Genomic DNA, 23,565 nt, shown 5'->3' on the forward strand with positions numbered 1-23,565 from the left:
AATCTCGGCACGTTCCGACCTGCTCGTCCGAACCCTGACCAGGGACTTCGGATCGGGCAGTGTCCTCGGATCGTCCCGGGTGAAGAGTGGCGATGAGCGGCAGCAGACGGATCGATCAGATTGCCCGACGTCAGTTCGTCAAGCTGTCCGGGGTGGCCAGCGCGGGCGGGCTTCTCACCCTGGCCGGGGCGGACGGCGGAATGGCCGACGGTGGTGACGGCTCACCCCAACCCCCGCCGCCGAACCCGGGCGGCACCGCCTGCCCGACCCCGTCGGCCCTGTGCGGCCATCCCACCGACACCGGCGGCCGGTTCGACCTCTGGGACCGGGTCCAGGTCTGCCTGGGTAGGCGGACCACGCCGCCGACCAGCTGCCTGCACACCACGTCCACCTACGTGGTGTTGAACGGAGCCCCGCCGAACACCCACAACTATCTGCTCGTGCCGACCTGCCGCGTGAAGGGCATCGAGTGCCCGTTCATCGCGACCACCGCCGCGCCGAACTACTGGCTGGACGCCTGGATCAACGCCCAGCCCGGGCAGCCGTCGCATGTGGTGTACCCGGACATCGGGCTTGGGATCAACTCGGCCGACGCCCGCCAGCAGGACCAACTGCACATCCACCTGGCGGGTATCCAGACCCCGCAGGGCCAGCCCGGCGGTACGGGGACCGTCGACTTCCTGCTCGCGTACACCTGATCTCCGCAGGTCAGCCCTTAACCGCTCCGGCGGTCAGCCCTTCGGTCAGGAAGCGCTGCCCGAGCGCGTACATGATCACCACGGGGATGCTGACGAGCAGCGAGGCCGCGGCGAGCTGTCCCTGCGGTACGACGTCTCCGGCGATCATCGACTGCATCCCCACCGGCAGCGTCTTGTACTCGTCCTTCGTGATGAACACGAAGGCGAACAGGAACTCGTTCCAGGCGTTGGTCAGGGTGAAGAGCGCAACCGCCAGCAGCCCCGGCCTGGCCAGCGGCAGCACCACCCGGCCGAACGCCTGTAGGCGGGTGCAGCCGTCGACGAGCGCGGCCTCCTCCAGCTCCACGGGGATCGAGGAGAAGTAGCCGACCAGCAGCCATGTGGCGAACGGAAGCGTGAACGTCGGGTACGTCACCACCAGCGACCACAACGAGTCGGTGAGCCGCACGCCGATGAGCATCTGGTAGAGCGGGATGAACAGCAGCGCGCCCGGCATCACGTAGGTGAGCAGCACCGTGACGGTGAAGCCCTGCGCCCCACGGAACCGCAGCCGGGCCAACGCGTACCCCGCGAGGGCGGCGCAGACCAGGGCCACCGCCGTGGACGCCGCGGACACCAGCAGGGTGTTGAGGTACCAGCGACCGAACGGCTGGTTGGCGAACAGCGCGGTGAACTGCTCCGTGGTCCAGGGCGTCGGCCACAGGTCGTCCGTACGCATGACGACCTGGCCCTCGGACTTGAAGGCCGTGACGCTGATCCAGTACAGCGGGCCCAGCACGAAGAAGAGCAGCCCGGCGAGCGCGACCCAGGAGCCCAGGCTCGACACCGTCGACGACGCCCGACGACCGCCGCGCGACTGGAGGGTCGACACCACCCGACCGACCGCCGCCGCGATCAGCAGGATCACCCCGAGGACGACCGCTGCCTTCCAGAAGATGTCCGGCGACGCCCAGATCAGCAGGCCGGTGACCACCGCGGTGATCACCCACGGCAGGGCCTTGCGTGCCCGCGTACCGATCCGGAGCGCCGCGCGTCGCGCCCGGGGCAGTTTCGCCCCCGAGTCCTGGCGCAACAGCCGGACCAGGACGAACACCAGCCCGCCGATGACCGGCAGCATGACGAGCGTGACCGCCGCGCCCGCGCCGTACTGCAACTGCAGGATCGCCTTCGAGTACGCGACGAGCACGTAGGGCGCTGTCACGTCACCCGGGCCACCCTGGGTCAGCAGCCAGACGAGGTCGAAGTTGTTGAACGTCCAGATCGACGACAGGGTCACCGTCACGGTGATGACGTGGCGCAGCCCGGGCAGCGTCACGTTGGCGAACCGCTGCCACGCCGAGGCCCCGTCGATGGTCGCCGCCTCGTACAGGTCGGCCGGGATGGCCTTCAGCCCGGCGAGGAAGCACACCGTGAAGAACGGCACCCCCTTCCAGACGTTGACGAGGATCACCGAGGGCATGGCCAGGGACGGGTCGGACAGCCAGCCCGCGGGCCAGCTGTCGACCAGGTGCAGGTCGACCAGCAGCGGTCCGATTCCGGTGGCGGTGAGCAGGTTGTTGACGCTGCCGAAGATCGGGTCGAGCAGCGCGCGCCAGCTGAACGCCGTCACCACGGTCGGCACCACCCACGGCACCAGGAGCAACCCCGCCAGCACCGCCCGCCCGCGGCGTCGGTGGTGCAGCAGCAGGGCCGCGGCCAGCCCGAGCACGACCTTGAAGATCTCGGCGTACGCGGTGAAGACGAACGAGTTCACCACGCCCGTGTGGAACTGGTCGTCGCCGACGAGGTGGAGGTAGTTGTCGAGGCCGACGAACACGGACTCCTGCCCGTGCCGTTCGGTGGTGCTGGTGACGATCGACCGGGCGATCGGTACGAGGACGAGGCCGCCGACCAGCACGGCCATCGGCGTCAGGAACAGCGCCGCCATTCGCCAGTCACGACCCAGCCGGCGCTGGGTCGCCGTGAGGGAGCCGGATCCCGGCGACGAGGACGTCCTCGCCGCCGGGACCCGCGCGGGGCGGAGCGTTCTCACTGCGGCAGCCCCTGCTGGTTGAAGATCTGCACCATCTTCGTGTGGGCCGCCTTCACGGCCTGCGCGGGCGCGGTGCCCTGCGCGACCTGCTGCGTCATGTCGGTGAGAACGTAGGCCGAGCCGACGGCCTGCTGGCCGGCGCTGGCCTTCTGTGGGAAGGCCAGGCCGTTCTTCGTGTTCAACGGCAGCTGCAACTGGGTGATCCTGCGCAGCATGGGGAACGCCGGGTCGCCGCTGGTGAAGAACGGGTCCGCGTCCCAGACCTTCTCCCAGGCGGGCATCACCAGACCGGGTGCCTCCTTCGCCACTCCGAGCAGCGCGGGCGCGCTGACCAGGTACTGCGCCAGGAGCTTGGCGAGCGCGGGGTTCTTGGCGCCCTTGAAGATGACGAAGCCCTGCGACTGGCCCAGCAGCAGCGGATTGTTGGTAGCCGGTCCGATGCAGTCGGAGAACACGTGGGTGTTGGCGTGCACCGGGTTCTTCTTGGTCCGCGAGTCCGCGTAGACGCTGAACTGGTTGCGGGTGTAGCCGAGGATGCCGGCGAGCCAGTTCTCGTTGTTGCTGGTGTCGGTCCAGCTCGCGATCCCCGGCGGCAGCATCGGCTTGTACTTGGGATTGGTGTAGATGTCGCCGAGGAAGGTCACCGCCTGCACCGTCTCCGGTGACTCGAACGTGACCTTCCGGCCGTCGTTGGAGGCGATCGACCCGCCGTACGCGTTGATCAGCGCCTCGATCATGCCGTTGGCGTCACCGGACCGGTTGATCGTCATGCCCCAGCCGAACCGGCGCTTGCCGGGGTCGGAGATCTCCAGGCAGACGTCCCGCAGCTCCTCCCAGCTGTAGATGTCCTTGGGCGTGATGCCCTTGTCCTGCATCCAGTCCTTGCGCAGGAACGACCCGATTCCGATGAAGTGGTAGGGGATCGCGAACCACTTGCCGTCGAAGACGCAGAAGTTCTTGGCCTCCGCGCACGGCTCGCCGTACTTGGCGGTCAGGGCCTGGACGACGTCGGTGACGTCCTCCAGGTCGCCGAGGGCCTGGAACTGCGCGACGAACCGGGAGTCGGTCATGAACGCCAGGTCACGTGCCACGCCGCCCTTGACCTCGGCGTCGATCTTGGCGACCACGTCACCGGCATCGGCCTGGACCAGACTGTTCTCGATCTTCGTTCCGGTGGTGTCGGCGAACTTTTTGATCGAGCTGTCGAGGGCGTCGTTCGCCGCCGTCGAGTAGAGCTTCTGCGACAACATCCCCATCGAGGAGCCCTTCATCGACGCGGCGGCGTCGATCAGCTCCTGCGGGACCTCGGCCTGCACCTTGGTCGGCGATTTGGAGGTGTCCCCACACGCGGCCAGACCGGCCGCGCCGAACACTCCCACCCCCATCCCCAGAACGCCGCGCCGAGACCAACCCATTTTGTCCTCCATGGACACCCGCCTCCTTCATCTCCCCGCGCACGGCTGCATGCCGAAGGCGTACCTGGCGAACGCCGCCGTGTTTCCAGTTGGGTTTCCTGTTGCGGCGACCACGGAGGTCGCCCGCCGAGATCAGTTCGTTCGATGCTCGCCACGGTGGCGCGATGAGGTTGAGGCGATCGGCGACGAGGCCGAGACAGTGGCGCTGACGTTCCAGTTCGGTCGTGTCACGTGACCACCCGCCGTTCGAGATTTCGAACTAGGTTCGATATACCGCATCGAGTGGTGCGACGCTAGAGCAGCCCGGCGACCGATGTCAATGTTTCGATGGTGTTTCGAACCGAAAGCGGGAGGTTCGTTACCGGGACTGGACCCGGTAGCCCATGCGGGCGGACAGCGTGGCGGCGCCTTCGCGAACCAGCCCGGTCCACTCCACCTGCACCTCGGGCGTCCACCGGATGATCGGCGCGGACAGGCTCATCGCGGCGATGACGGTGCCGGAGTGGTCCCGGATCGCGGCCGCGACGCAGCGCATCGCGGTGTCCGACTCGCCGACGTCGACCGCGACGCCGTCCGCCCGGACACGGTCGAGGTGCGCACGGAGCAGCTCCGGGTCGGTGATGCTCTCCGGCGTCATGCCCGGCAGGGGATCCTTCAACAGGACGGCGTCCAGGTCGGCCGGATCGAGAGCCGACAGCAGGACCTTGCCGACCGCCGTGCAGTGCGCGGGCAGCCGCAGCCCGACCCCGGACACCATCCGAACCGGGTGCGTGCTGTCGAACTTGACGAGGTAGATGACGTCCGCGCCGTCGAGCACCGCCACGTGCACGGCCTCGTCACACCGGGCAGCCACGTCCCGCGCGACGCCCTGCGCCTCGCGTACCAGATCGAGCCGGCCCGCGAACGCCGCGCCGAGCTGGAACAGCGGCATGCCGAGCCGATACTGCACCGGCTGACCCGGCACCGAGATCAGGTACGAGCGAGCCTCGAGCGTCACGAGCAGTTCGTGGACGGTGGTACGCGGCAGGTCGAGCCGCTCCATCACCTGGCGGGCCGACAGTTGAGGGCAGTCCAGGAACAGTTCGAGGACGTCGAGTGCGCGGATAACTGCCGGTACCACACGGGGCATGTCGCTGGTCCCTTCGAAATGCCGGACCCGCGTCAACGATCTCCACACGGGCCAGCATTTGAAGAGGATAGCCACGTGCGCCGTCCGCGCCAGGCTCCGAACGCCGCTGACAACTCCCGTAGCCGACCAGTCGGCGGTCCGGGGGTGCCGGTGCGGCACCGACGGCATGACGTGGCCGCATCAGACCGACCAGGCACGCACGATGTCGTCAGGACCCCAGACGAGATCCACAGCCTCGCCCGGGAGGGCGGTGCCGGATCGGCTGACGACGACCAGGCCGCTGGTCCCGGGTTCGAAGCCCGGGATCGCGGGGGCGTGGTGGCGTAGTTCGTCGAGGTGGCGCCGATCGAACGGCCCGTCCTGCCATTTGATGGAGCCGGCGAACGCGATGTGCGAGGCGATCGGGGCGCGGTCGGCTCCGACAAGATCGATCTCCGGGTTGGACTGCCGGTTCCACCAGCCGCCGACCTCCCACGTTTCCGTCCAGGGCAGGTCGCCGGCACCGGCCGCGATGGCGAGCGCGTCGCGGATGATCGGTTCGACAGCGTTGCCCCGCCAGGTGGACCACCGACTGTCCAGAACGGCGCGCGCGGCCGCTGTCCGGTCACGCAACACCAATTGCTGCACATCTCGCAGAATGGCCAGGTAGAGACGCAGATTGCTGTCGGCGATCCGGTACTGCGCCAGTTTGCTGGGCTTGGTGGAGAGCGGCTTGTCGACGGCGAGGATCTGTTTCTCCTCGACGAGCCGGTGCAGCAGCGGGGAGAGGGTGCCGGAGCTGACCGGACCGCCGCGGTCGCCAGCGGTCGCGGCGATGTTGCTGAACGTGCGGCTGCCCGCCCCGCCGACCGCCTCGAGAATGCGCCGGGCAGTGTCCGGGGCCGGAAACTCCGATGCCAGGGATTGTTCGGGAATGGTGAACAACGCCGACGTCTTGTGGGAGATCTGCTGGCTCAGGAAGTCGGTGGGAGGCGTTCCCGGTGACCATTCCAAGGCGATGCCCGGCAGTCCACCGGTGATCAGGTGCGCGTCGATCGCATCCGCCCCGCCCAGCCCCGTGAGAGCGGCGGTTTCGGCGAGGTTGAACGGACCGAGGACCATATTGGTGGCCCTGCCGTAGAATGGCCGGTCGTATTCGGTGAATCGTTGCATCATGTGCAGATCGCTACCGAGCAGCAGTAGCAGTACCGGTTTGCCGGAGATCAGACGGTCCCACGTGACCTGCAGGTGCCCGTCGAATGTCGCGTCCTGCTCGGAGATCCATGGCAGCTCGTCGAGGACGACCACGCTCGGCGTATCGGGCAGGACTCCCGCCAGTACCCGCAGCATGTCTCCCCAGCCGCCGGCTGTCGGCTGGGAGGGCAAAATGTCGCGGCTGCGGGAGCTGAGCAGAGACGAGTCGCGGAGGGCGCTGAGGAAGTAGCTCACCGCTTCGATGCTCGACGCGCCCTTGACGGCGGTGTAGAAGCAGTACGGCAGATCGACCTGGTCGCACAACTCCTGCACCAGGCGTGACTTTCCCACCTGTCGTCGCCCGCGAATCGCGACGGAGCGGCCCTCCCCGGTGCGCCTCACGTGGTCAAGCTGCTGGGTGAGCAGGTCGAGTTCCGCGCGCCGACCGACGAACATCGACCCCTCCGAAGCTAGATTGCATCTTACTTCGGCTCAGTCTACCTGCGTTGCTCGTTGACCTGGGACCGTCAGCATGGATAGCGGGCTTCCGACCGCGCCGGTTCCGCTCACACTCGTTCGGGGGTTCGGATGCCGAGCAGGTGCAGGCCGTCTGCGCCGGGCCAGGGTCGCCCAGCGCTCGATGTCGCACAGCTCTGGCACCCTGCTCGACGTGACGACGACAGATCCGCTGCCCTGCGACCTGACCAGCCTGCGCGCCCATGTCGCTGAGGGCGGGCGTCCCTGGGACGAGCAAAGCATCGGTCTGGTCGTCGCCGGCAATGTGGCGAAGTTCAACCAGCACCCCGACCTCGGGCGGTACCTGTCTGGCACGGCTAACCGGATCTTGGTGGAAGCCAGCCCCGTGGACCGCGTCTGGGGCATCGGACTGGCGGCCGCGGACCCGCGCGCCGAGGACCCGGCCCGGTGGCGCGGCCAGAATCTTCTCGGGTTCGCCTTGATGCGCGCCCGCACACAATTCGACAAGCGATGACCTTGCCGCATTCGCGCGCCGGAAAATGAGGCGCGGGCAATGATCTTCGCTGGCGATACTGGTGCCCATGAAGCTCGCTGAGGCCTTGGCGGTGCGCGCGGACGCGGCGCGCCGCGCCGAACAACTCCGTGCCCGCATCACCGCCAGCGCTCGCTTCCAGGAGGGCGAGAATCCGGCCGAGGACGCCTCGGCTCTGCTCGTCGAGGTGGGCGAGACGCTCGACGAGTTGGAGTCGTTGATTCGGCGGATCAACCGCACGAACGCCGCCAGCGTCGTGGACGGTGCCACGCTCACCGACGCACTCGCCCGGCGCGACCTACTCCGTCTGCGGCACAACGTCGTCACGTCGGCCGCGGCGGCCGCCGCTGGTGAAGGCCAGCGTCAGTACCGGCAGTTGCGGTCGGAGTTGAAGATGATCCCGGCGCTGCCGGTGGCCGAGCTGCGCCGACAGGCCGACGACCTGGCCCGGCAGCTTCGCGAGGTGGACACGCTGATCCAGCGTACGAACTGGGAGGTCGACCTGCTGGACTAGGAGTTGCGGAGCAGGTAGCCGACGTGGAGGCGTGCACAAACCCGCAAGCCGGTGGGCAATCCGGCTACCTCCTGGCGCGCCGGGGGCAGGCGCAGGGGTTCGATTCCCCACCACACATCGCATGCCCAGCACAGCACACAGGTGACGGCGCACAGGGCACGGCACACCACCATGTGCAGATCCACGACGGTGAGGGTGGGACAGGGGACTTCCGCAACCTGACACAACAGATCCTGAAAGGATCCGGCCTCCCCGTGACGACGGTCACAGTCGCGAGGCACCCGATTACGCGGAGACGGTCGTCTTACCTGGCGTGAGACGAAGTCTGGACGCGGCGGACGAGCAGGAACTCGTCCGCCGGGTGGCCCACGGTGACCGGCGCGCGTTCGACGAGCTGTACCGGCGTACCGCGCCCTGGTTGGAGGTGCGGCTGCGGCGCCGCTGCGCCGACGCGGACGTGGTCGCCGACGTCCTCCAGGAGACCTACCTGACGGTGTGGCGGGCGGCGGGCAGCTTCGCGGGCGACCAGGTCAGCGGTAGCGCCGTCGGCTGGTTGTGGACCATCGCCGCGCACCGCCTGGTCGACGCGTTTCGGCGACGCTCCCGGCAGGCACGGGTGCCGCAGGTACATCCGGTCGAGATGGTCGTGCCCGCTGCCGAGGACGAGGTGCTGGCCGGTCGGGTGGGGCAGGAACTCGAACAGGCCCTCGCCGTGCTGCCACCCGAGGTCCGGGCGGTGCTGCGGGCCACCGTCCTGGACGGCTTCACCGTCCGCGAGACGTCCGTGCTGCTGGGCGTACCCGAGAACACCGTCAAGTCCCGGATCCGTCGCGCCCGGATCGTCCTGCGGGAGGCCCTGTCATGACCACGCATCCCACCCTCAACGACATCGACCGGTACGCCGACGGCGATGCCGGCCTCGACGAGGCGACCGTCTGGTCGATCGAGGTGCACCTGGAGACCTGCGCGGACTGCCGCGCCCGCCTCGCCGGCAGCACCACGGCCGAGTCGCGCGCCCTGGTCGCCGAGGTCGCGGCAGCCGTCGACCGTTCGATCGCCGCCGGCCCCGCCCCACGGTCCCGGAGCTTCCTCCGTACGCCGCTGCGGCAGCGCTGGTTCGTGGCGGCGCTGCTGCCCTGGGTCGCCATGACCGCCGGCGTGCTCGGCACCGCGGCCACGCTCACGTACTTCCTGTCCGAGTTGCCGTCGATCGTGCTGCTGCTCGCGCCCCTGGCGCCGCTTCCCGGCGTCGCGGCGGCGTGGAGCAGACGCGGCGACCCGGCCTGGGAACTGGTGGTCGGCACCCCCTCGGCCGGTCTGGTGATGCTCCTGCGTCGTACCGCCGCGGTGCTCGTCCTCGTCATCCCGGTGCTCGCCGCGTTCGCCGCCTACGGCGCCAGCCGGGTGAACCCGGCGCTGATGCTGTTGCCGTGCCTGGCCTTCACCGCCGCCACCCTGCTGCTCGGCTCCCTCGTCGGCGTCCACCGCGCCGCGGTCGGCCTGATGGTGGCCTGGGCCGCCGTCGTGGTCGCGCCCAGCCTCGCCACCGCCGAACTGCCGGTGCTCCTGGAACCCGCAGCCGTCGGCGGCTGGGCCGTCGCCACTGTCGTGCTGGCCGCCCTGACTCTCCTTCGCGCCAACAGCTTCCGGCGCCTCACCTCGTTCTGAAGGGAACAACCATGCGAGCGGTGAGCATGGCCGAGACGGCCACCACCATCCACCCCTGGGCCATCCACGCCGAGGGGCTGAAGGTGCGGGCCGGCCGGCACCTGGCCGTCGACGGGCTCGACCTGAGCCTGGCCACCGGCGTCCACGGCCTGCTGGGGCGCAACGGCGCGGGCAAGACGACGTTGATGCGTGCCCTCGCCACGGTGCTCAAGCCGTCCGGAGGCCGGCTCACCCTGCTCGGCAGTTCGGTCGACGGCCGCGCCGACCTGCGCCAGGCCCGGCGGGGACTGGGCTATCTGCCGCAGCACTTCGGCTACTACCCGCGGTTCACCGTGCGCGAGTTCGTGTCGTACATGGCCTGGTTGAAGGAGATGCCGAAGCCCGACATCCCGACGGCCGCGCAGCGCGCGATCGACCGCGTCGGGCTCAGCGCCAAGGCCGACGCCCGCCTCCGGACACTCTCCGGCGGGATGCTGCGCCGGGCGGGCGTCGCCCAGGCCATCGTCAACGACCCGCGGGTGCTGCTGCTGGACGAGCCGACCGTCGGCCTCGACCCCGAGCAACGCCTCGACCTGCGGGAGCTGCTACGGGACCTGGGTACGGACGCCTGCGTGCTGGTCTCCACCCACCTCGTCGAGGACGTGGTCGCCGCCTGCACCGAGGTGGTGCTGATCAACGAGGGCCGGCTGGTGTGGCAGGGCACCCCGGCCGCCCTGGCCGGCGAGGGCGACGAACGGCACCCGGGCGACAGCCCCGCCGAACGCGGCTACTCCGCGCTGCTCCGCCGCCACGAGGAGGCCACCCGATGAGCGTCCTGCGGATCGAACTCCGGCGCTCCGCCGCGGCCGGTGCCGCGCTGCTCGCGTTGGCGGTCGGCGTCGCCGCCCTCTACATCGCCCCGGGACGCTGGTCGGAAGGATGGATGTCCCTCACCCTGACCATCAAGGAGTACATGCTCCTGCTCTGGCCGATCGCCCTCGCCGCCGGCGCGTGGCAGGGCCGCCGCGAGCACCGGGCCAAGGTCGGGGAACTGTTCGCCACCACACCCCGGTCCCGCGCCGGCCGGATGCTTCCGCTCCTCGTCGCGATGGGAGCCGCGCTCGGGCTCGCGTTCCTGCTGGTTCTCGGCGCGGGCGGCATGCGGATCGCCTCCACCGCCGCGTACTTCCCACCGGACGTCGTCGCCATCGCGATTGTCGGTGCGTTCTCCCTGGTCGCGGCCGTCTGGCTCGGACTGGGTATCGGGCGGCTGCTACCCGCTCTGGTGACGGCCCCCGTGCTCGCCGTGGCAGGTGTGCTGCTGGTCTTCTTCACCGCGATCATGCGGCCGGACTGGATGGGCGCGATCCTGTCACCCGCGTACGGCAGCACCCCGTTCTACCCGTTCCAGACCATCGACCCGCGGGTCACCGCCGTGCTCGCCATCTTCATGGCCGGGCTCGCGCTGACCGGCGTACTCCTGCTGGTTGCCCAAGGTCCCCGGGCCTCGGTGGCCGCCGTACTGCCGGTGCTGCTCGGCTTCGGTGTCGCGGCGGCGATCGTCCCCCGCGACGAGGCGGCGCTCGTCGCGCCGGTCGACCCCGTCGCCCGTGAACTCGTCTGCACCGACGACGCGCCGAAGGTCTGCGTCACCCGGGTCAACGCGAACGTGCTGGACGCGCTGACCCCGCTCGCCCGCCAGGGCCTCTACACCCTCGCCAAGATGCCGCACGCCCCCACGCAGGCGCACGAGGACAGGCGGGCCTTCCTCATCGGGGAGGTGCCCGGCCGCGACGCCGACATCGTCGAGATCGACGTCCGGATCGACGACCACGGCGGCCTGGCCCATCCCGACGCCGTGGTCCCGGAGATGGTGTTCGGCCTGGGCGCCGGATACGGCGGCCCGGACTGCGAGCGCAACAGCGCGGTCGAACGGGCCGCCGCCTACCACCTGCTCGGCCGCGAGCCGGTCTCCGACGTCGGTGTCATCCCCGAAATGATCGAGGAGGATCCGCAGCTCAATGCCGAGGCGCTCGCACTGTGGCAGGGCTTGCAGAAGCTGCCGGCCCCGGAGGCGCTCTCCCGCGTGACGGCGGTACGCGACGCGATCCTGGCGTGCCAGGATTCCACCGGACTGCTGTCGCGATGATCCTGCACCTCCGCGCACGACGCGTACCCCTGGCGCTGGCCGCGTCCGTGGGCGCCGCAGCCCTGATCTGGGCGCTGTGGCTGACGCTCGCGAAAGAGCGCGACGCCATCCTTCTGCTCGTCGTCCTGACGGTCATGCTGATGGTGGCCGTCCTGTCGACCACCCTGGCCGCCCCGGACGAAGACCTGGAACGCACGGCCGCGCTGTACTGGCCGTGGCGGCGAGCCCTGCACCTGCTGGCCACACTGGCGCTCGTACTCGTCGTGCTCCTCGCCACCCAGGCCACCGGCGCCCGCTTCGGCCCCGCCGCGCTGGTGGTCCGCGACGCCGTCGGCCTGCTGGGCCTGACCGCGCTCTGCGCGACGGTCGCGGGTGCGGCCCGCGCCTGGTTCCTGCCCATGGGGTGGGCGGTCGTCGCCGCCATGTTCCCCCAGCCGGGCACGTGGGGCGCGCTCGCCACCTGGCCCGGCCAACCGCACACCAGCCGGTCCGCGGCGGCGGTCGCGGCCGTCCTGGCTGTGACGGGCATCGTGGCGTACGCCATCCGCGGAGCCCCCCGACGCGAGTGACGGTGCAATCGACTCCCGCTCGGTCGCCAGCGCTCAGGACACCGCAAGCAGTCGGAACTCGCAGCGGGCTCCGCTGGCCTTGGCGAGCCGACCATCACCGGTCCCGAGTGGGCAGGCCAACAACTCCGCCGCCGCGACGTAAGCCGCGTCGTACGCCGTGACATTGCCCCGCAACTGCCACATCCGGTCGAGCAGCACAGCGACGGCAACCTCGTCGATGACCAACGAAGGCAGGGTGCTGATCGCCTCCTGAGCTCGGGCAAGGCCCAGCTTGCCGCCGAGGACCTTGCCCCTGATCACGGACATGACCTCGACCAGCAGATGGCTCGGTGCGGCCCAGTGCGGATCTGCGGTCAACTCCGCTCGCGCCGCGTCGCCGACCGGCCCGTCGTCGACCAGGGCGTCGGCCAGAACAGACGCATCCACGACGATCATGCAGCGCCTCCCCATGGTCCGCGCTGCTCCCGTTGCTCGTCCAACTCGGCCGCGCTCTCCCCCGGCAGGGCGCGAGCACCGTCAGATCGGCCGGCGAAGCGATCGAGGGCAGCCGTGTTGCGCAGCCGCCGAGCCTGCGTCTCCACCAGATCCAGCAGGTACGCCTGGAGGGACTGCCCGCGCGCCTTGGCCTGCGCCGCCAGGGCATCTCGTACTTCCTCCGGCACGTCCCGAATCTGGAGAGCAACCATGCATTCATTATCTATGCAGCACCGCTCGTTCAGCAGGAGATACGAGGGCGGCCAATTGAACTGCGGGAGAGTGGGCCGCCAGGGACTCGAACCCTGAACCTATGGATTAAAAGTGACCAGAACGAGACAAAGCCACTTCGGGGCATCGGAGTTTTCTGCCGCCCGGATCCCGGCCGTGTTGTCCGGCTGCGTCTGGGCTGGTCCGCGCCACGTCTATGGGAGCGACGTCCATGATGAGTGACCGGCGGAGGCGCGAATCCGGCCATCGCGATGTGAGTCCGTCCGGCACCGGAGCGTCCGAGCGCCCGTGGAGCACCCCCGGTCCCGGGTGCTGCCCGCTTGCGCCGGCCACTTCTCCTTGCCTCCGGGCGGTGGAGGACTATGGCGACCGCCCAGCAAGGAGGTCCGAGCCGGTCGCGCCCATCCATGCGCTCGGGGCTGAACTCGGCACCGATGACCGGCGGCAGCGGGTGGTCTCGTCCCTGGCGTCAACTTCTACCCTCAGCCCGCGCTCTCAACTTCCAATAACGCAGGCATTATTTCTGGGCTATAGTGGGTGTGTGAGCGAGTGGGAGGTCGGCCTTACCGAGGACGTCGAGGACTGGCTGCTTGACCTGGCGAAGTCTGACCCCGACTCCGCTGACCAGGTCGCTGCGGCCATTGATCTGCTCGCCGCCGAGGGTCCGGCGCTCGGTCGACCCTTGGTTGATCGAGTCAAGGGCTCGAACTACAAGAACATGAAGGAGTTGCGGCCAGGCTCGGCAGGGGGAACCGAGATCCGTATCCTGTTCGCCTTCGATCCTCAGCGGGAAGCCATCCTGCTGGTGGCGGGTGACAAGAGCGGCAACTGGAAGGGCTGGTACGAAACCAGCATTCTCGAAGCCGACAGGAAGTTCGCCGATCATCTGCGAGAGCTGAAGGGACAGCACTGATGGCGCAAAGCTGGCGGGATGTCCGCTCCCGCATGAACCTCGACGAGGCCAAGGTTGAGCAGCACAAGGAGCGCATGCATGGCGAGGTACGCGCGACGCGGCTGCGTGAGATGCGCGAGAAGCGCGGCCTGACTCAGCAGCAGGTTGCCGACCGCATGAACGTTTCACAGCCGCGCGTCGTCGCCATCGAGAGCGGCGAACTGCCGAAGACTGAGGTCGGCACGGTTGCCCGGTACATCGCTGCCCTTGGCGGCAAGGCCGAGTTTGTTGCCGAGTTCGATGGCGAACGGGTGACCCTGAGTTGATGTCTGGGGCATGAGGGCGGTGCCGAGCGCTCGGCGTGCCAGTCGGTCCCCGTAGTGAGGCAGGCCGCGACTGCCTGTAGCCATTCCGTCGCCACGTCAGCCCTGACCTATCTGAGTTACCGCCGCTCAGAGGTTGTGTGTGGCGGGCGGCTGCGAAACTTCGATTGGGTGTCTATCCCCGCGTGGCACCGGGTGGAAGAGCGAGGAATTGCTCAATGTCGGCGATGGCGTCCTCCACCGTGCCGCCGACCTGCGGGTCGCGCAGCCGGGCGCGCAGGGCGGGCAGGACTTTGTCGGTGTCGAGTTGGTGGTGGATGCGGGCAAGGTGGCCAAGGCAGATCGCTGCTGTGGCCCGGACGTCCTCCTCCGGATGATCCAGCACGCGTAGGTAGAAGTCCTGGCACCAGCGCCAGTCCGTATCGTGCAAGGCGAGCCCGACCATCGAGTCGGTGAGGGTGTCGATGTCGCCTGCTGCGAGTGCGGCTGTGGCCGTGTCGTGGGTCGCCGGGGCCGGTTCGTAGTAGCTGCGCTGTGTGCTCATGTCTCGTCCTTCGGCGGCGCGGTCGGCCTGCCCTTCTTGTCTACCAGTCCGGCACGCTTGAGGGCGTTGCGCATGTCGTCGTTCGGGCCATCTTTGCTGTGGTCCTCCCAGTCGCGGACATGGCCGTGGTAGATCTCGACGACGTCGTCGCCAGGGTTGGACGGCTCGATGCGACGGTGCCGGTCGAGAATGACAATCTCACCCGTCTGGTGATCGACGCCGATACGGCGGCGCTCGTTGGTCTCCTTGATCTGCACCGACCGGTCCAGTGCGCTCTGACCGTTGGTGGGGGCACGGCTCGCGCTGCCCATGGCCAGGTTGCGGTCGGTGTCCCGGTGCTTGGGCCGCTGCTCGTCGCCGACGTGGTACTCCCGGCGTACCCGGGGGGTCCTGGCGAGTTGCGCGACCGGCTTGACCAGCGCCGATTCCACCGCGGGTGGAACGGCCGCGTCGCGGAGATGTCGGTTGCGGTTTCGCTTACCCACCGAGGATCGCCCTCATGGCCATGTCGATGAGCTGGTCGAGGATCAGGCTGGTAATCATCTTGAAGATCGGGATCTCCAGCAGGGAGGCGCCGAAGGTGGGCACCGCCGTGGCCACCGCTTGGGCGATCTGAACGGCCAGAATGACCAGTTGAACGATGATCGCTACCTTCAGCGCCAGCACAACCGCGGCGACCACCACGTAACCGGCGCCCAGCACGGTAGTGGCGGTGGTGTTTCCGGCCAACACGCCGCCCGGCCCATCGGCACCAGACCAGTACGCGTCGAAGGCCGCGATCACGTCGCCCTGGTTGCCTCCGGTCACCTCCGCGGCCAGCGCGTCAGCCTCTCGGCCTACCTCCTCGACCGTGCTGGCGAAGTCCATCCAGATTTGCCCGAGCTCGAAGAGCTTCTCCTCGTCGCCCTCCGGCCAGTCGTACCCGATCATGGCGAGCACCGAGGCGAGTTCACCCGGAATTGTCATGCCCATGGTCAGCCCAACTTCGAGGCCAGTGCACCGAACTGGCCGGTCAGGTCCTCCTCGACGGCCATCAGGTCTTCCGCCAGTGCCACCAGGTCCTCGCCGCTGCTCTGGTACTCGTCGGCCATCGCGGCGTAGCACTGCACCAGGTATCCGGAGACAACCGGAAACGAGAGGCCGATCAGGGTGCCAAGCATGTCGCCACCCCACGGTTCGCCAAAGCTCTTCAGCCGGGCGTCGAGCGTCTCGAGTGCGCCAGCCAGCCGGTCACCCACGTCGACAAGCCGACTGCCTGCCGCCTGGACGTGATCCGGATCGATTTCCATCGACATCGTCAATCCGCCGGCCGGGCTGCCCGGGCCTGGGCTGAGGTGAGCGCGCTCAGGAACGATTGCATTTGGCGCACCGATTGCTGCTGGACGTCTTCGAGCCGTTCGAGCAGCACTGCCGGGTTCGGAGCGTCCGGTGCTTCGGCGACCATTCGGGCTTGCAGGTCGTCGAGGGCCGCGTTGACGGCGAGCGTCATCTGTTCGGCGAGGTAGGCGCTACCCTGCCGCAGCGCCTGAGGTGCCACGGTGATCGCCTGAATCCGACCGCCTGGAGCGGCGACCACGGCAATCAGGCCATCCGCCGCAGTGGCCTCTCCGCAGGTCTCGACGTCTGGTGCCGCAGGACGGTTGGCCCGCAATTCACGCAGGGCATTCAGAGCATCATCCATCGACTGGCGGAACTGGTCGGCATCTGCCGTCATGAGAGGCCTCCTCTTCAACTGGTCGGCAGTCGCCCGGCGGCCATGACCTGTGTCGGTCAGGGGCAAGCTCGCGCCGTCCATTAGGGACCGTGACGCTCAGCGGAGAGTACCCGACCGGTTACCACTGTGGGTCCCCGCAAGGTCGGTATCGCTACCGGGTTCGTGCTTCAGTGTCCGCTTGGCTCGGGTCTGGTCGCCGGGTCTTTGAGGTGTCAGTCGTCGGAAGGTGCTGAGCTCCGTGACCCGGTGCTACTTAAGTGCGCCGAACGAGACAAGTCGCTATATCCGCGCACGGTGGTCGAGTGGGAGGGGTGCGTTCAGCAGGGGGAGGAGCGTTCGAGCAACCTGGGAGCGTCCGACCCGTGGTGTTACGGGCCGTGAGTTGAGTCGGTGCCGCGTCGGGGTGTGGCGTTGTGCCGGTCCCGGACGTAGACGACGGCGGGTTTGCCGTCGGCGGGCAGTCGGCGGTCTACCTCGAAGAGTGCGGTGGCGGTGACGAGGTCGGTGAGCTTGGCGTACCCGTAGGTGCGGGAGTCGAAGTCGGGGCGCCGTTTGGTGAGGATGTGTCCGACGGTGGCCAGGTGCGCCCAGCCGTCGTCGCCCGAGGCGGCTTCGACCGCGTCGCGGAGCAGCGTCGCGAGGACGGTGTCGATGCTGAGATCTGTGGCGGATGTGCGCGGCTTGACGACAACCGTTTGAAGCGGTGTTGGAAGGCCGAGCGTGAGGTTCTCGGTGTAGATGAACTTGTCGCAGGCGGCGACGAAGGAGTGGGGCGTCTTGCGCTCGCCGAAGCCGTAGACGGTCAGGCCGGACTCGCGGATGCGGGAGGCCAGGCGGGTAAAGTCGCTGTCGCTGGAGACGATACAGAAACCATCGAAGCGGCCGGTGTAGAGCAGATCCATCGCATCGATGATGAGCGCAGCGTCGGTGGCATTCTTGCCGGAGGTGTAGGCGAACTGCTGGATCGGTTGAATGGACTGGGCGAGGAGATGCTCCTTCCAACCACGAAGGCCGTTGCCAGTCCAGTCTCCATAGGCGCGTTTGGCGTGGGCCGTGCCGTACTTCGCGACCTCGGCCAGCAGTGGGACGACGGCCGCCGGCTGAGCGTTGTCGGCATCGATGAGGACCGCCAATCGGACGGTGCTCTGGTCAGCGCTGTTCATGCTTCACCTGCCGGCTGAGGGTGGGGTCGCCGCAGCTGTCACCGGCGGCTGCGGAGCGGGCGCCGGTGCAGGCGCGGCGCGGATCGGTATGAGGAACGGGGCAGTGGCCAACGATTGGGCGCCGAAGCGGAAATAGCCGAAGAGCACCGCGTGAGCCCATGCGGCGGGCCCGCTTAGTCGCAGCGGCTCGGAGTTGGCGAAGAGGAGCACCACGCCCTGGTGGTCGAGGTGGTATTCCATGACGGCGGCGTGGTCGAACGACAACCACCGTCCCGACGCATAGCACCAGGTTCTGGTGGGTGTGAGCACGACTCTGGTGAGTTGGTGCTCGCGCCACTGCGGGCGGGCCAGACGTTCAGCCCGTGACCTGGCGCTGCTGTTGCCGATGGCGTTGGCGACCAGAGCGCCGGCGACGAAGCCCGCCGATCCGAACGCATTGCCGAGGTCTGGGTGTAGGTGACCAACGAGCCGTAGTGGCGCGCGTAGTGCAGCCGGGCGTCCAGGTACACCGGCTCCTCGGTGAGAAAACCTGGCGCGAGGACGGGGCCTGGCTTGCCACCCAGGGAGAGGAAATCGAGGACCCGGTGCGCGGCATCACGACCTTCTGCCCACGATGTATCGACGGCGGGAGGCGGTACAAGCCGGCCGATGCCATAGCCCGCGGCGTAAGTCGCCAGCGCCCAAGGGGCGGCGATTCCGACCACGGTAACGACGAACCACCGTCGGTGCCCGAAACTGTGCCGGTGCCGTCCCTCTGCCACTCCTACGCACAGGCCCGTGATCGCCGTTGCGGCGACGTAGACGATGGCGATCAGTGCCAGCAGCGCCAGTAGGCCGCTGATCCCCGAGCATGCGTCGGGTATGTCCGCCTCTGAATCGCTGATCCGCTGTCCGTGCGCACGAAGGCATCTGTCCACGGACCGGTACGACCGATCAACACCCCACGCGATCGTCGGCGAGGCAAGCGCGGTGGCGACAGCGGTGAAGGTCCAGTGCCGGCTCTTCGGCGGTGAGGGCACGAACGACATGGCCTACTGCCACTCCTCTTCGTCACTGCAGCGGTACGCTCCGACGCGAGAGCGTATCGCCTTATCGATGCGTGGTGGGTCCGGCAATCGAGTCCACGACCTGCCGAGGTTGATGCATCGGCGGCTTGTTCAATGGGGTGATGACGGCGATATCGACCAGTCCCGCAGGCGCTGGCTGCGCTTGCGGCTGCGCAACGGAGGTGGCCGCGCTTCGCTCGGAGTTGGCCGCCTTGCGAGCCGATGTTGCCCAACTGCTGCCGCCGACCGGTAAGGCGGCGGTGCAGGGCCCGTCTGTTGCCGGTCGATCGGCCGGCGTTGGGGAGCGGCTTGCGACCGAGCGGATGGCGTTGTTCCGCTCTCTGTTCGTGGGGCGCGACGATGTGTACGCCCAGCGGTGGGAGAAGGATGGCCGCAAGGGCTGGTACCCGCAGTTGGAGCGGCTGCCGGGGCAGACGTGGCAGGAGGCGAAGGAGGCCCGCCGGTACCGGCCGTTGACCGACGCGGTGCTCCACGACCACCTGTCCGGGCGGACCAGCATCGGGCTGTACCCGATGCTGGCCGACGACTCGTGTCGGCTACTCGTCTGCGACTTCGACGGCGAGCAGTGGCAGCTCGACGTCCAGGCATACGTTCAAGCCGCCGATATCGCCGGCGTTCCGACGGCGGTTGAGGTCTCCCGCTCGGGTCAGGGTGCCCATGTGTGGGTCTTCTTCTTCGAGCCGGTGCCGGCGCTGGAGGCGCGAGCGTTGGGGTTCGGGTTGCTGCGTGAGGCGATGGCTGTCCGCGGCGCACTCGGGCTGGACAGCTACGATCGGTTCTTCCCATCGCAGGACCATCTGCCGGCGAAGGGTGAAGGACTGGGCAACCTGATCGCGTTGCCGTTGCAGAAGCAGTGCCGCGAACTCGGCACGACGGTCTTCGTCGACCCGGTGACCTTCACCCCGTACCCCGATCAGTGGGCGCTCCTCGCTGGTGTCGGCCGGATCGCCCTGGCCGACGTGCGACGGCTCGTCACCGAGCTGCGACCGGTGGCGGTCGGCCCGGAGGCGGTGTTGTTCCGGTCGACGCTGCGCCCGGAGGTAGCGGCGCCGGCCGTGGTTCATGCCGAGTGGGCGGGGATGCTCGCGATCCGCCGGGCCGGGCTGCCCGCATCGCTGCTGGCTTCGCTCAAGCATGCGGCGTCGTTGGCCAACCCGGAGTTCTACAAGAACGAAAACCTTCGGTTGTCGAACTGGAAAACCCCGCGTTTCGTGCGCTGCTACACCGAGGATCTGGAGTTCCTTCACCTGCCTCGGGCGATGGCGGACAAGGCCACCGAACTGGTGGCTCAGGCCGGCTGCCGGCTCGACATCACCGACCGGCGCGCTGACCCTCCGCCCATCGACGTGACGTTCACTGCGACCTTGCGCGACCGTCAGCCCGCCGCAGTCGCCGATCTCGCCCGCCACGAACACGGCGTGCTGGAAGCCCCACCAGGATCGGGTAAGACCGTCATGGGCTGCGCACTGATCGCACACCACCGCACGCCCACCCTCGTGTTGGTGGACCGGGCTCCGCTGATGGACCAGTGGCGTGACCGCATCAGCGCCGTCCTCGACGTCGAGACCGGTCAGATCGGGCAGATCGGCGGCGGAAGAACCAAGCCCACCGGGTACATCGACCTGGCCATGATCCAAACCGTGGCCCGCATGGATGACGCAGGACAGCGGCTGGGCGGGTACGGGCTGGTCATCGTCGACGAAGCCCACCACGCGGGCGCCCCCACCATTGAGAAGGCAGTCCGCCGTATCCCCGCCCGCCGATGGGTGGGCCTGACCGCCACCGCCTACCGCCGCGACGGTCTCGGGCCGGTCATCTTCATGCATTGCGGCCCGAAGCGGCACAGCATCCCGATGATCGACAAGGGTGACCCGGATGCCCTACAACGTGGCCTGCACATTCACCACACCGGGTTCGCGCTGCCCGACGACGCCGACACCACCAAGCCCGGGGCGATCACCTCGGTGGTGTTCGGCGGCCTGGTCACCGACGACACCCGCAACGAGCAGGTCAGCCAGGACGTACACGCCGCCCTCGCACGCGGCCGCAACTGCCTGGTCCTGACCCGGCAGACCGCTCACGTCGAAGCCCTCGGGCAGCGGCTACGCGGCCTCGGCCATGAACCCCACCTGCTCTACGCCACCCGCAAGGCCAAAGACCTCAAGCAGGTCCTCGCCTTCCTCGCCGACCCGCCCGCAGACGGACCACCACTACTGGTCGTCGCCACCGACAGGTACGTCGGCGAAGGCTACGACTGCCCGAAGTTGGACACCCTGTTCCTGGCTCACCCGTCGCGTTCAAGGGCAGCATGGTGCAGTACGTCGGCCGGATCCTGCGCGCTCACCCCGGCAAGACCACCGCCGAGGTCCATGACTACGTCGACGAGAATGTCGGTGTCCTCGCCGCCATGTGGCGCAAGCGATCCCGCTCCTACGCCCAACTCGGCTTCACCACCGTCCCCAGCGCTGGCAGCTGAATCGTGCATGCCGGGTCAGTCGAGCCCGGCTCGATCGAGCCGGTCCAGCAGGCTCGGCTTACGGGCATGCCGCTCCCGCACCTGCCGCATCCGTTGCCGAAACGCCTCGGCGTCGCCGTCCCGATCGGCCAGCGCCTTCAAGTCGGCCAGCAAGATGATGGCAGCGTCGTACTCCTTCGGTCGCTTCGTCTCGATCATCGCGCAAACCCGCTGCCACTCCTGCTCCTGCCGTCCGGCGAGCGTGTTCAGTCGCTGCTCGCGTGCAGCGACAGCCGCCCGTTGCCGACGCTCCAGCTCGGCCGCCTCACGCTGCTGGGCGAGCTGCTGTCGTCGTGACCAGCGTTCTTCCGCAGCGGCCAACAACTTTCCGGCGGTACGTCCGGCGTTGGTGTCCTCGACCGAGGTCGTGCCGTGAAAGCGGGCCAGCAGCTCCGACCGCAGGTGTACGTCGTCGCCGCGCATCAGCCGTACGACAAGGTCGTTCTTCTCGGCCTCGGGCAGCGCCTTAACCCAGCGGGACAGCGCCGCCACCGATGGCGCTTGCTCTTTCAGTGGTGTGCTCGCCTCAGCCGCCACGGCGAGCAGGTCCGGGTCCAGCCGCAGGAAATCGACCAAGGCGCGCTGCGATCCGGACAGGTCCTTCAGCCCAGACGGGACGGGCGGCTCCGGCTCGTCGTCGGCCAGCTCACGGCCCTGTACGCACAGCAGCCACGCCAGGTATAGCAACCGCCGATCCCCGGCGGCCAGCTCGGCCCGGGCGGGAAGGATCGCTGCGAGGTGACCACCACCGTCGTAGAAGACTTCGTCGCCGTCCTCGTCTTCGCTGTGCAGGTCGAGGATCACATGGGTGCGGGTCGCCCACGATCGGGCCGACTCCCCGACGCAGTACTCCGCAGCGACGGCCGGTGACAACACCCCGATTGGCAGCCGCAGCGCGACCCGGTGCGTGCCCCAGTTAGCCAGGTACAGGAACGCGTCGAAGTACCGCTGCATCCACTCCTGGGGGTCACCCTTCAGGTCACCCCACTGATAGTCGTTGACGAAACTTGACGAGGTGATCCGCGCCCGCGTCGACAAGGCCCGCAGCTCCCGCTGCTGCACCGACGTCAACGGGCGGTCGACCGCCACGAATTCGTAGTACTGGTACTCACTCACCGTCGACCCCCTTCGCCCAGTGCCGGTACGCCTCGATCCACTCTGCGCCCGGTGGTGACGGCTCCGGCAATGGAAGATCCAGAATCCCGATAGCTTGACGAATTTGACCTCGATGACAGATCGCGACCGCCACGCCGTGGCGCAGGTCAACCCGCCGCACCGTCACCTCAACGCCCAGAACCCGCGTCGTGAACGGGACCGTCAGGTGCTCCTCGAGCATCGAGTACAGGCCGTTCAGCTGCTCGTCATCGTCGTAGGCATCGACCGTCGCCTCGTCGACCAACGCGTCCAACTCGGCCCGGCTGAGTGCTGCCACCGCAGCACCCTACGACAACTCCCGCGCTCCGCACCGGATTACCCTGTCCAACAATCCCTGGCCGCCAGCCGATGTGACTGACCCAGGCCGTACGACGTGCCGTAAGCCGTCGCGGAACGGCGCCAGGTGCGCACGCGGGAGGATGGGACGATGTTCGTCCTGCGTGCCACCGCGAAGCTGCGCCAACGCATTGGTCCGTCCACCTCGCACGACGGCGAGGGGTCCACGACGTTGCTCGGCGACTGGTACGCGACCATGCTGCCGTGGCGACCGCAGGTCGCGCTGCTCGTCAACGAGCGCACGTTGCTGCCGGCGCTCATACCCCTCGCACCGGCCGCCACCATGCCCGCCCGGGTTGCCGAGCAGGTCGGCGAAGTGCTGGCCGCGCATGGCGTGCCCGACCCAGTGATCCGCGCCGAGGTTGACCAGATGCGCCAGTGGAGGATCGCGCCGACGGCCAATCGCAGCGTCGTCGGCGTCATGAACGAGTTCGCCTCCCTTGCCGACACCTGGAGAGCTGCCGCGAGGCCTAACCTTGTCGATCTCGCGTTGCGGCTGGGCGCGACTCCCTGTAGCCCGCTATACAAGCGCCACGTCAGCCCTGATCGGGAACTCGCGGCCTTCGTGCAGCAGATCAGCTCGTAGGAGGAACATGGGCATGTCAGTGCCAGTGACGAACCAGCGACCTGTTCGCCAACGTGGCCGCCACGGTCGATCTCGAACCCCTCTCGCGGGACACCACCGCGAGCGCCAACCGCAGGCCTATCACTGCTCAGAGGTCGTCTGATTCACGTATTTTGCGTGTGTTGTGGTTTTAGTCGTCTCGCCAGGTTGGGGTGGTTTCGGTGGTGAGTCGTTTGGTGAGGTTGTCGATC

Annotated in this window: 28 protein-coding genes and 1 pseudogene; 14 read left to right on the top strand and 15 right to left on the bottom strand. The window is 68.3% G+C overall.

Translation table 11 applies throughout. From position 1 onward, the window contains the following. Window positions 1–92 precede the first annotated feature (92 nt). The gene (locus ABZV06_RS27610; RefSeq protein ID WP_355625112.1) at window positions 93–698 is read left to right on the top strand and encodes a CDP-diacylglycerol diphosphatase; all 606 of its coding nucleotides are present in this window, start codon (window positions 93–95) and stop codon (window positions 696–698) included. A gap of 10 nt (window positions 699–708) precedes the next feature. On the opposite strand, the gene ABZV06_RS27615 is transcribed toward ABZV06_RS27610, so the two are convergent. Beyond that, a complete protein-coding gene (locus tag ABZV06_RS27615; RefSeq protein ID WP_355246424.1) occupies window positions 709–2,625 on the bottom strand; it encodes an ABC transporter permease subunit in 1,917 nt (638 codons plus the stop codon). A 101-nt stretch (window positions 2,626–2,726) separates the two neighbouring features. Beyond that, on the bottom strand, window positions 2,727–4,157 hold the full coding sequence (locus ABZV06_RS27620) for an extracellular solute-binding protein (RefSeq protein WP_355625114.1): 1,431 nt from the start codon (window positions 4,155–4,157) through the stop codon (window positions 2,727–2,729). On the opposite strand from ABZV06_RS27620, the gene ABZV06_RS27625 reads away from it, so the two are divergent. Further along, window positions 4,156–4,380, top strand: coding sequence for a hypothetical protein (locus tag ABZV06_RS27625; protein WP_355625116.1), 225 nt, complete (start codon window positions 4,156–4,158; stop codon window positions 4,378–4,380). The two genes, ABZV06_RS27620 and ABZV06_RS27625, sit on opposite strands and share 2 nt — an antisense overlap. Before the next feature lie 123 nt (window positions 4,381–4,503). On the opposite strand, the gene ABZV06_RS27630 is transcribed toward ABZV06_RS27625, so the two are convergent. Both ABZV06_RS27630 and ABZV06_RS27635 read right to left on the bottom strand, forming a co-directional pair. Next, window positions 4,504–5,274 carry an IclR family transcriptional regulator gene (locus tag ABZV06_RS27630; protein ID WP_355246415.1) on the bottom strand — a complete coding sequence of 257 codons (771 nt, stop codon included), beginning with the start codon at window positions 5,272–5,274 and terminating at the stop codon, window positions 4,504–4,506. Between the two features lie 180 nt (window positions 5,275–5,454). Continuing rightward, on the bottom strand, window positions 5,455–6,903 hold the full coding sequence (locus ABZV06_RS27635) for an ATP-binding protein (RefSeq protein ID WP_355625118.1): 1,449 nt from the start codon (window positions 6,901–6,903) through the stop codon (window positions 5,455–5,457). Window positions 6,904–7,087: 184 nt separating this feature from the next. Between ABZV06_RS27635 and ABZV06_RS27640 the strand changes: the two genes are divergently transcribed. The 7 genes from ABZV06_RS27640 (at window position 7,088) to ABZV06_RS27670 (ending at window position 12,335) form a co-directional block, all read left to right on the top strand. Next, complete coding sequence (locus ABZV06_RS27640) at window positions 7,088–7,438, top strand: NADAR family protein (RefSeq protein ID WP_355625119.1); 351 nt, start codon at window positions 7,088–7,090, stop codon at window positions 7,436–7,438. A gap of 67 nt (window positions 7,439–7,505) precedes the next feature. Further along, on the top strand, window positions 7,506–7,970 hold the full coding sequence (locus ABZV06_RS27645; RefSeq protein ID WP_355625121.1) for a DIP1984 family protein: 465 nt from the start codon (window positions 7,506–7,508) through the stop codon (window positions 7,968–7,970). A gap of 313 nt (window positions 7,971–8,283) precedes the next feature. Beyond that, on the top strand, window positions 8,284–8,835 hold the full coding sequence (locus tag ABZV06_RS27650) for a sigma-70 family RNA polymerase sigma factor (RefSeq protein WP_355246403.1): 552 nt from the start codon (window positions 8,284–8,286) through the stop codon (window positions 8,833–8,835). Then, the gene (locus ABZV06_RS27655) at window positions 8,832–9,638 is read left to right on the top strand and encodes a zf-HC2 domain-containing protein (protein ID WP_355246400.1); all 807 of its coding nucleotides are present in this window, start codon (window positions 8,832–8,834) and stop codon (window positions 9,636–9,638) included. The genes ABZV06_RS27650 and ABZV06_RS27655 overlap by 4 nt, the downstream gene beginning before the upstream one ends. Window positions 9,639–9,649: 11 nt before the next feature. Next, the gene (locus ABZV06_RS27660) at window positions 9,650–10,447 is read left to right on the top strand and encodes an ATP-binding cassette domain-containing protein (RefSeq protein WP_355625123.1); all 798 of its coding nucleotides are present in this window, start codon (window positions 9,650–9,652) and stop codon (window positions 10,445–10,447) included. After that, complete coding sequence (locus ABZV06_RS27665) at window positions 10,444–11,766, top strand: hypothetical protein (RefSeq protein ID WP_355625125.1); 1,323 nt, start codon at window positions 10,444–10,446, stop codon at window positions 11,764–11,766. The genes ABZV06_RS27660 and ABZV06_RS27665 overlap by 4 nt, the downstream gene beginning before the upstream one ends. Beyond that, the gene (locus ABZV06_RS27670) at window positions 11,763–12,335 is read left to right on the top strand and encodes a hypothetical protein (RefSeq protein ID WP_355625127.1); all 573 of its coding nucleotides are present in this window, start codon (window positions 11,763–11,765) and stop codon (window positions 12,333–12,335) included. The genes ABZV06_RS27665 and ABZV06_RS27670 overlap by 4 nt, the downstream gene beginning before the upstream one ends. Before the next feature lie 33 nt (window positions 12,336–12,368). Here the strand turns inward: ABZV06_RS27670 and ABZV06_RS27675 are convergent, their stop codons facing one another. Further along, a complete protein-coding gene (locus ABZV06_RS27675; RefSeq protein ID WP_355625129.1) occupies window positions 12,369–12,785 on the bottom strand; it encodes a type II toxin-antitoxin system VapC family toxin in 417 nt (138 codons plus the stop codon). Further along, window positions 12,767–13,021 (bottom strand): hypothetical protein, encoded by a 255-nt coding sequence (locus ABZV06_RS27680; protein ID WP_355246385.1) that lies wholly within the window; start codon window positions 13,019–13,021, stop codon window positions 12,767–12,769. The genes ABZV06_RS27675 and ABZV06_RS27680 overlap by 19 nt, the downstream gene beginning before the upstream one ends. Before the next feature lie 560 nt (window positions 13,022–13,581). On the opposite strand from ABZV06_RS27680, the gene ABZV06_RS27685 reads away from it, so the two are divergent. Both ABZV06_RS27685 and ABZV06_RS27690 read left to right on the top strand, forming a co-directional pair. Beyond that, on the top strand, window positions 13,582–13,953 hold the full coding sequence (locus ABZV06_RS27685; RefSeq protein WP_354947420.1) for a type II toxin-antitoxin system RelE/ParE family toxin: 372 nt from the start codon (window positions 13,582–13,584) through the stop codon (window positions 13,951–13,953). Continuing rightward, complete coding sequence (locus tag ABZV06_RS27690) at window positions 13,953–14,258, top strand: helix-turn-helix domain-containing protein (protein WP_151491657.1); 306 nt, start codon at window positions 13,953–13,955, stop codon at window positions 14,256–14,258. Before ABZV06_RS27685 ends, ABZV06_RS27690 begins: the two co-directional genes overlap by 1 nt. 172 nt (window positions 14,259–14,430) lie before the next feature. On the opposite strand, the gene ABZV06_RS27695 is transcribed toward ABZV06_RS27690, so the two are convergent. From ABZV06_RS27695 to ABZV06_RS27720, 6 genes are all read right to left on the bottom strand, one after another. After that, window positions 14,431–14,799, bottom strand: coding sequence for a hypothetical protein (locus ABZV06_RS27695; protein ID WP_355625131.1), 369 nt, complete (start codon window positions 14,797–14,799; stop codon window positions 14,431–14,433). After that, entirely contained in the window at window positions 14,796–15,284 is a 489-nt protein-coding gene (locus ABZV06_RS27700; RefSeq protein ID WP_355625133.1) for a hypothetical protein, read from the bottom strand. Before ABZV06_RS27700 ends, ABZV06_RS27695 begins: the two co-directional genes overlap by 4 nt. Beyond that, the gene (locus ABZV06_RS27705) at window positions 15,277–15,771 is read right to left on the bottom strand and encodes a hypothetical protein (protein WP_355625135.1); all 495 of its coding nucleotides are present in this window, start codon (window positions 15,769–15,771) and stop codon (window positions 15,277–15,279) included. The genes ABZV06_RS27700 and ABZV06_RS27705 overlap by 8 nt, the downstream gene beginning before the upstream one ends. Before the next feature lie 2 nt (window positions 15,772–15,773). Then, window positions 15,774–16,094, bottom strand: a complete 321-nt coding sequence (locus ABZV06_RS27710) for a hypothetical protein (RefSeq protein ID WP_355625137.1) — start codon at window positions 16,092–16,094, stop codon at window positions 15,774–15,776. Between the two features lie 2 nt (window positions 16,095–16,096). Continuing rightward, complete coding sequence (locus tag ABZV06_RS27715; RefSeq protein WP_355625139.1) at window positions 16,097–16,513, bottom strand: YbaB/EbfC family DNA-binding protein; 417 nt, start codon at window positions 16,511–16,513, stop codon at window positions 16,097–16,099. A gap of 368 nt (window positions 16,514–16,881) precedes the next feature. Then, window positions 16,882–17,676, bottom strand: a complete 795-nt coding sequence (locus tag ABZV06_RS27720) for an NYN domain-containing protein (protein WP_355625141.1) — start codon at window positions 17,674–17,676, stop codon at window positions 16,882–16,884. A gap of 2,326 nt (window positions 17,677–20,002) precedes the next feature. On the opposite strand from ABZV06_RS27720, the pseudogene ABZV06_RS27725 reads away from it, so the two are divergent. Continuing rightward, a pseudogene (locus ABZV06_RS27725) lies at window positions 20,003–20,473 on the top strand (DEAD/DEAH box helicase family protein); the annotation flags it as partial. Between the two features lie 150 nt (window positions 20,474–20,623). On the opposite strand, the gene ABZV06_RS27730 reads toward ABZV06_RS27725, so the two are convergent. Then, entirely contained in the window at window positions 20,624–20,824 is a 201-nt protein-coding gene (locus ABZV06_RS27730) for a hypothetical protein (protein ID WP_355625153.1), read from the bottom strand. A 227-nt stretch (window positions 20,825–21,051) separates the two neighbouring features. Between ABZV06_RS27730 and ABZV06_RS27735 the strand changes: the two genes are divergently transcribed. Further along, window positions 21,052–21,219: a hypothetical protein gene (locus ABZV06_RS27735; RefSeq protein ID WP_355625155.1), complete on the top strand. Its 168-nt coding sequence runs from the start codon at window positions 21,052–21,054 to the stop codon at window positions 21,217–21,219. Window positions 21,220–21,234: 15 nt separating this feature from the next. Here ABZV06_RS27735 and ABZV06_RS27740 read toward each other — a convergent pair whose 3' ends face one another. Beyond that, window positions 21,235–22,374 carry a hypothetical protein gene (locus tag ABZV06_RS27740; RefSeq protein WP_355625143.1) on the bottom strand — a complete coding sequence of 380 codons (1,140 nt, stop codon included), beginning with the start codon at window positions 22,372–22,374 and terminating at the stop codon, window positions 21,235–21,237. After that, window positions 22,367–22,690, bottom strand: coding sequence for a calcium-binding protein (locus tag ABZV06_RS27745; RefSeq protein WP_355625145.1), 324 nt, complete (start codon window positions 22,688–22,690; stop codon window positions 22,367–22,369). The genes ABZV06_RS27740 and ABZV06_RS27745 overlap by 8 nt, the downstream gene beginning before the upstream one ends. Before the next feature lie 150 nt (window positions 22,691–22,840). Here ABZV06_RS27745 and ABZV06_RS27750 point away from each other — a divergent pair, with 150 nt between their 5' ends. Continuing rightward, on the top strand, window positions 22,841–23,335 hold the full coding sequence (locus tag ABZV06_RS27750) for a hypothetical protein (RefSeq protein ID WP_355625147.1): 495 nt from the start codon (window positions 22,841–22,843) through the stop codon (window positions 23,333–23,335). Window positions 23,336–23,565 lie beyond the last annotated feature (230 nt).

Source organism: Micromonospora sp. NPDC005172 (genome assembly GCF_040608555.1).
Taxonomy (GTDB): Bacteria; Actinomycetota; Actinomycetes; order Mycobacteriales; family Micromonosporaceae; genus Micromonospora.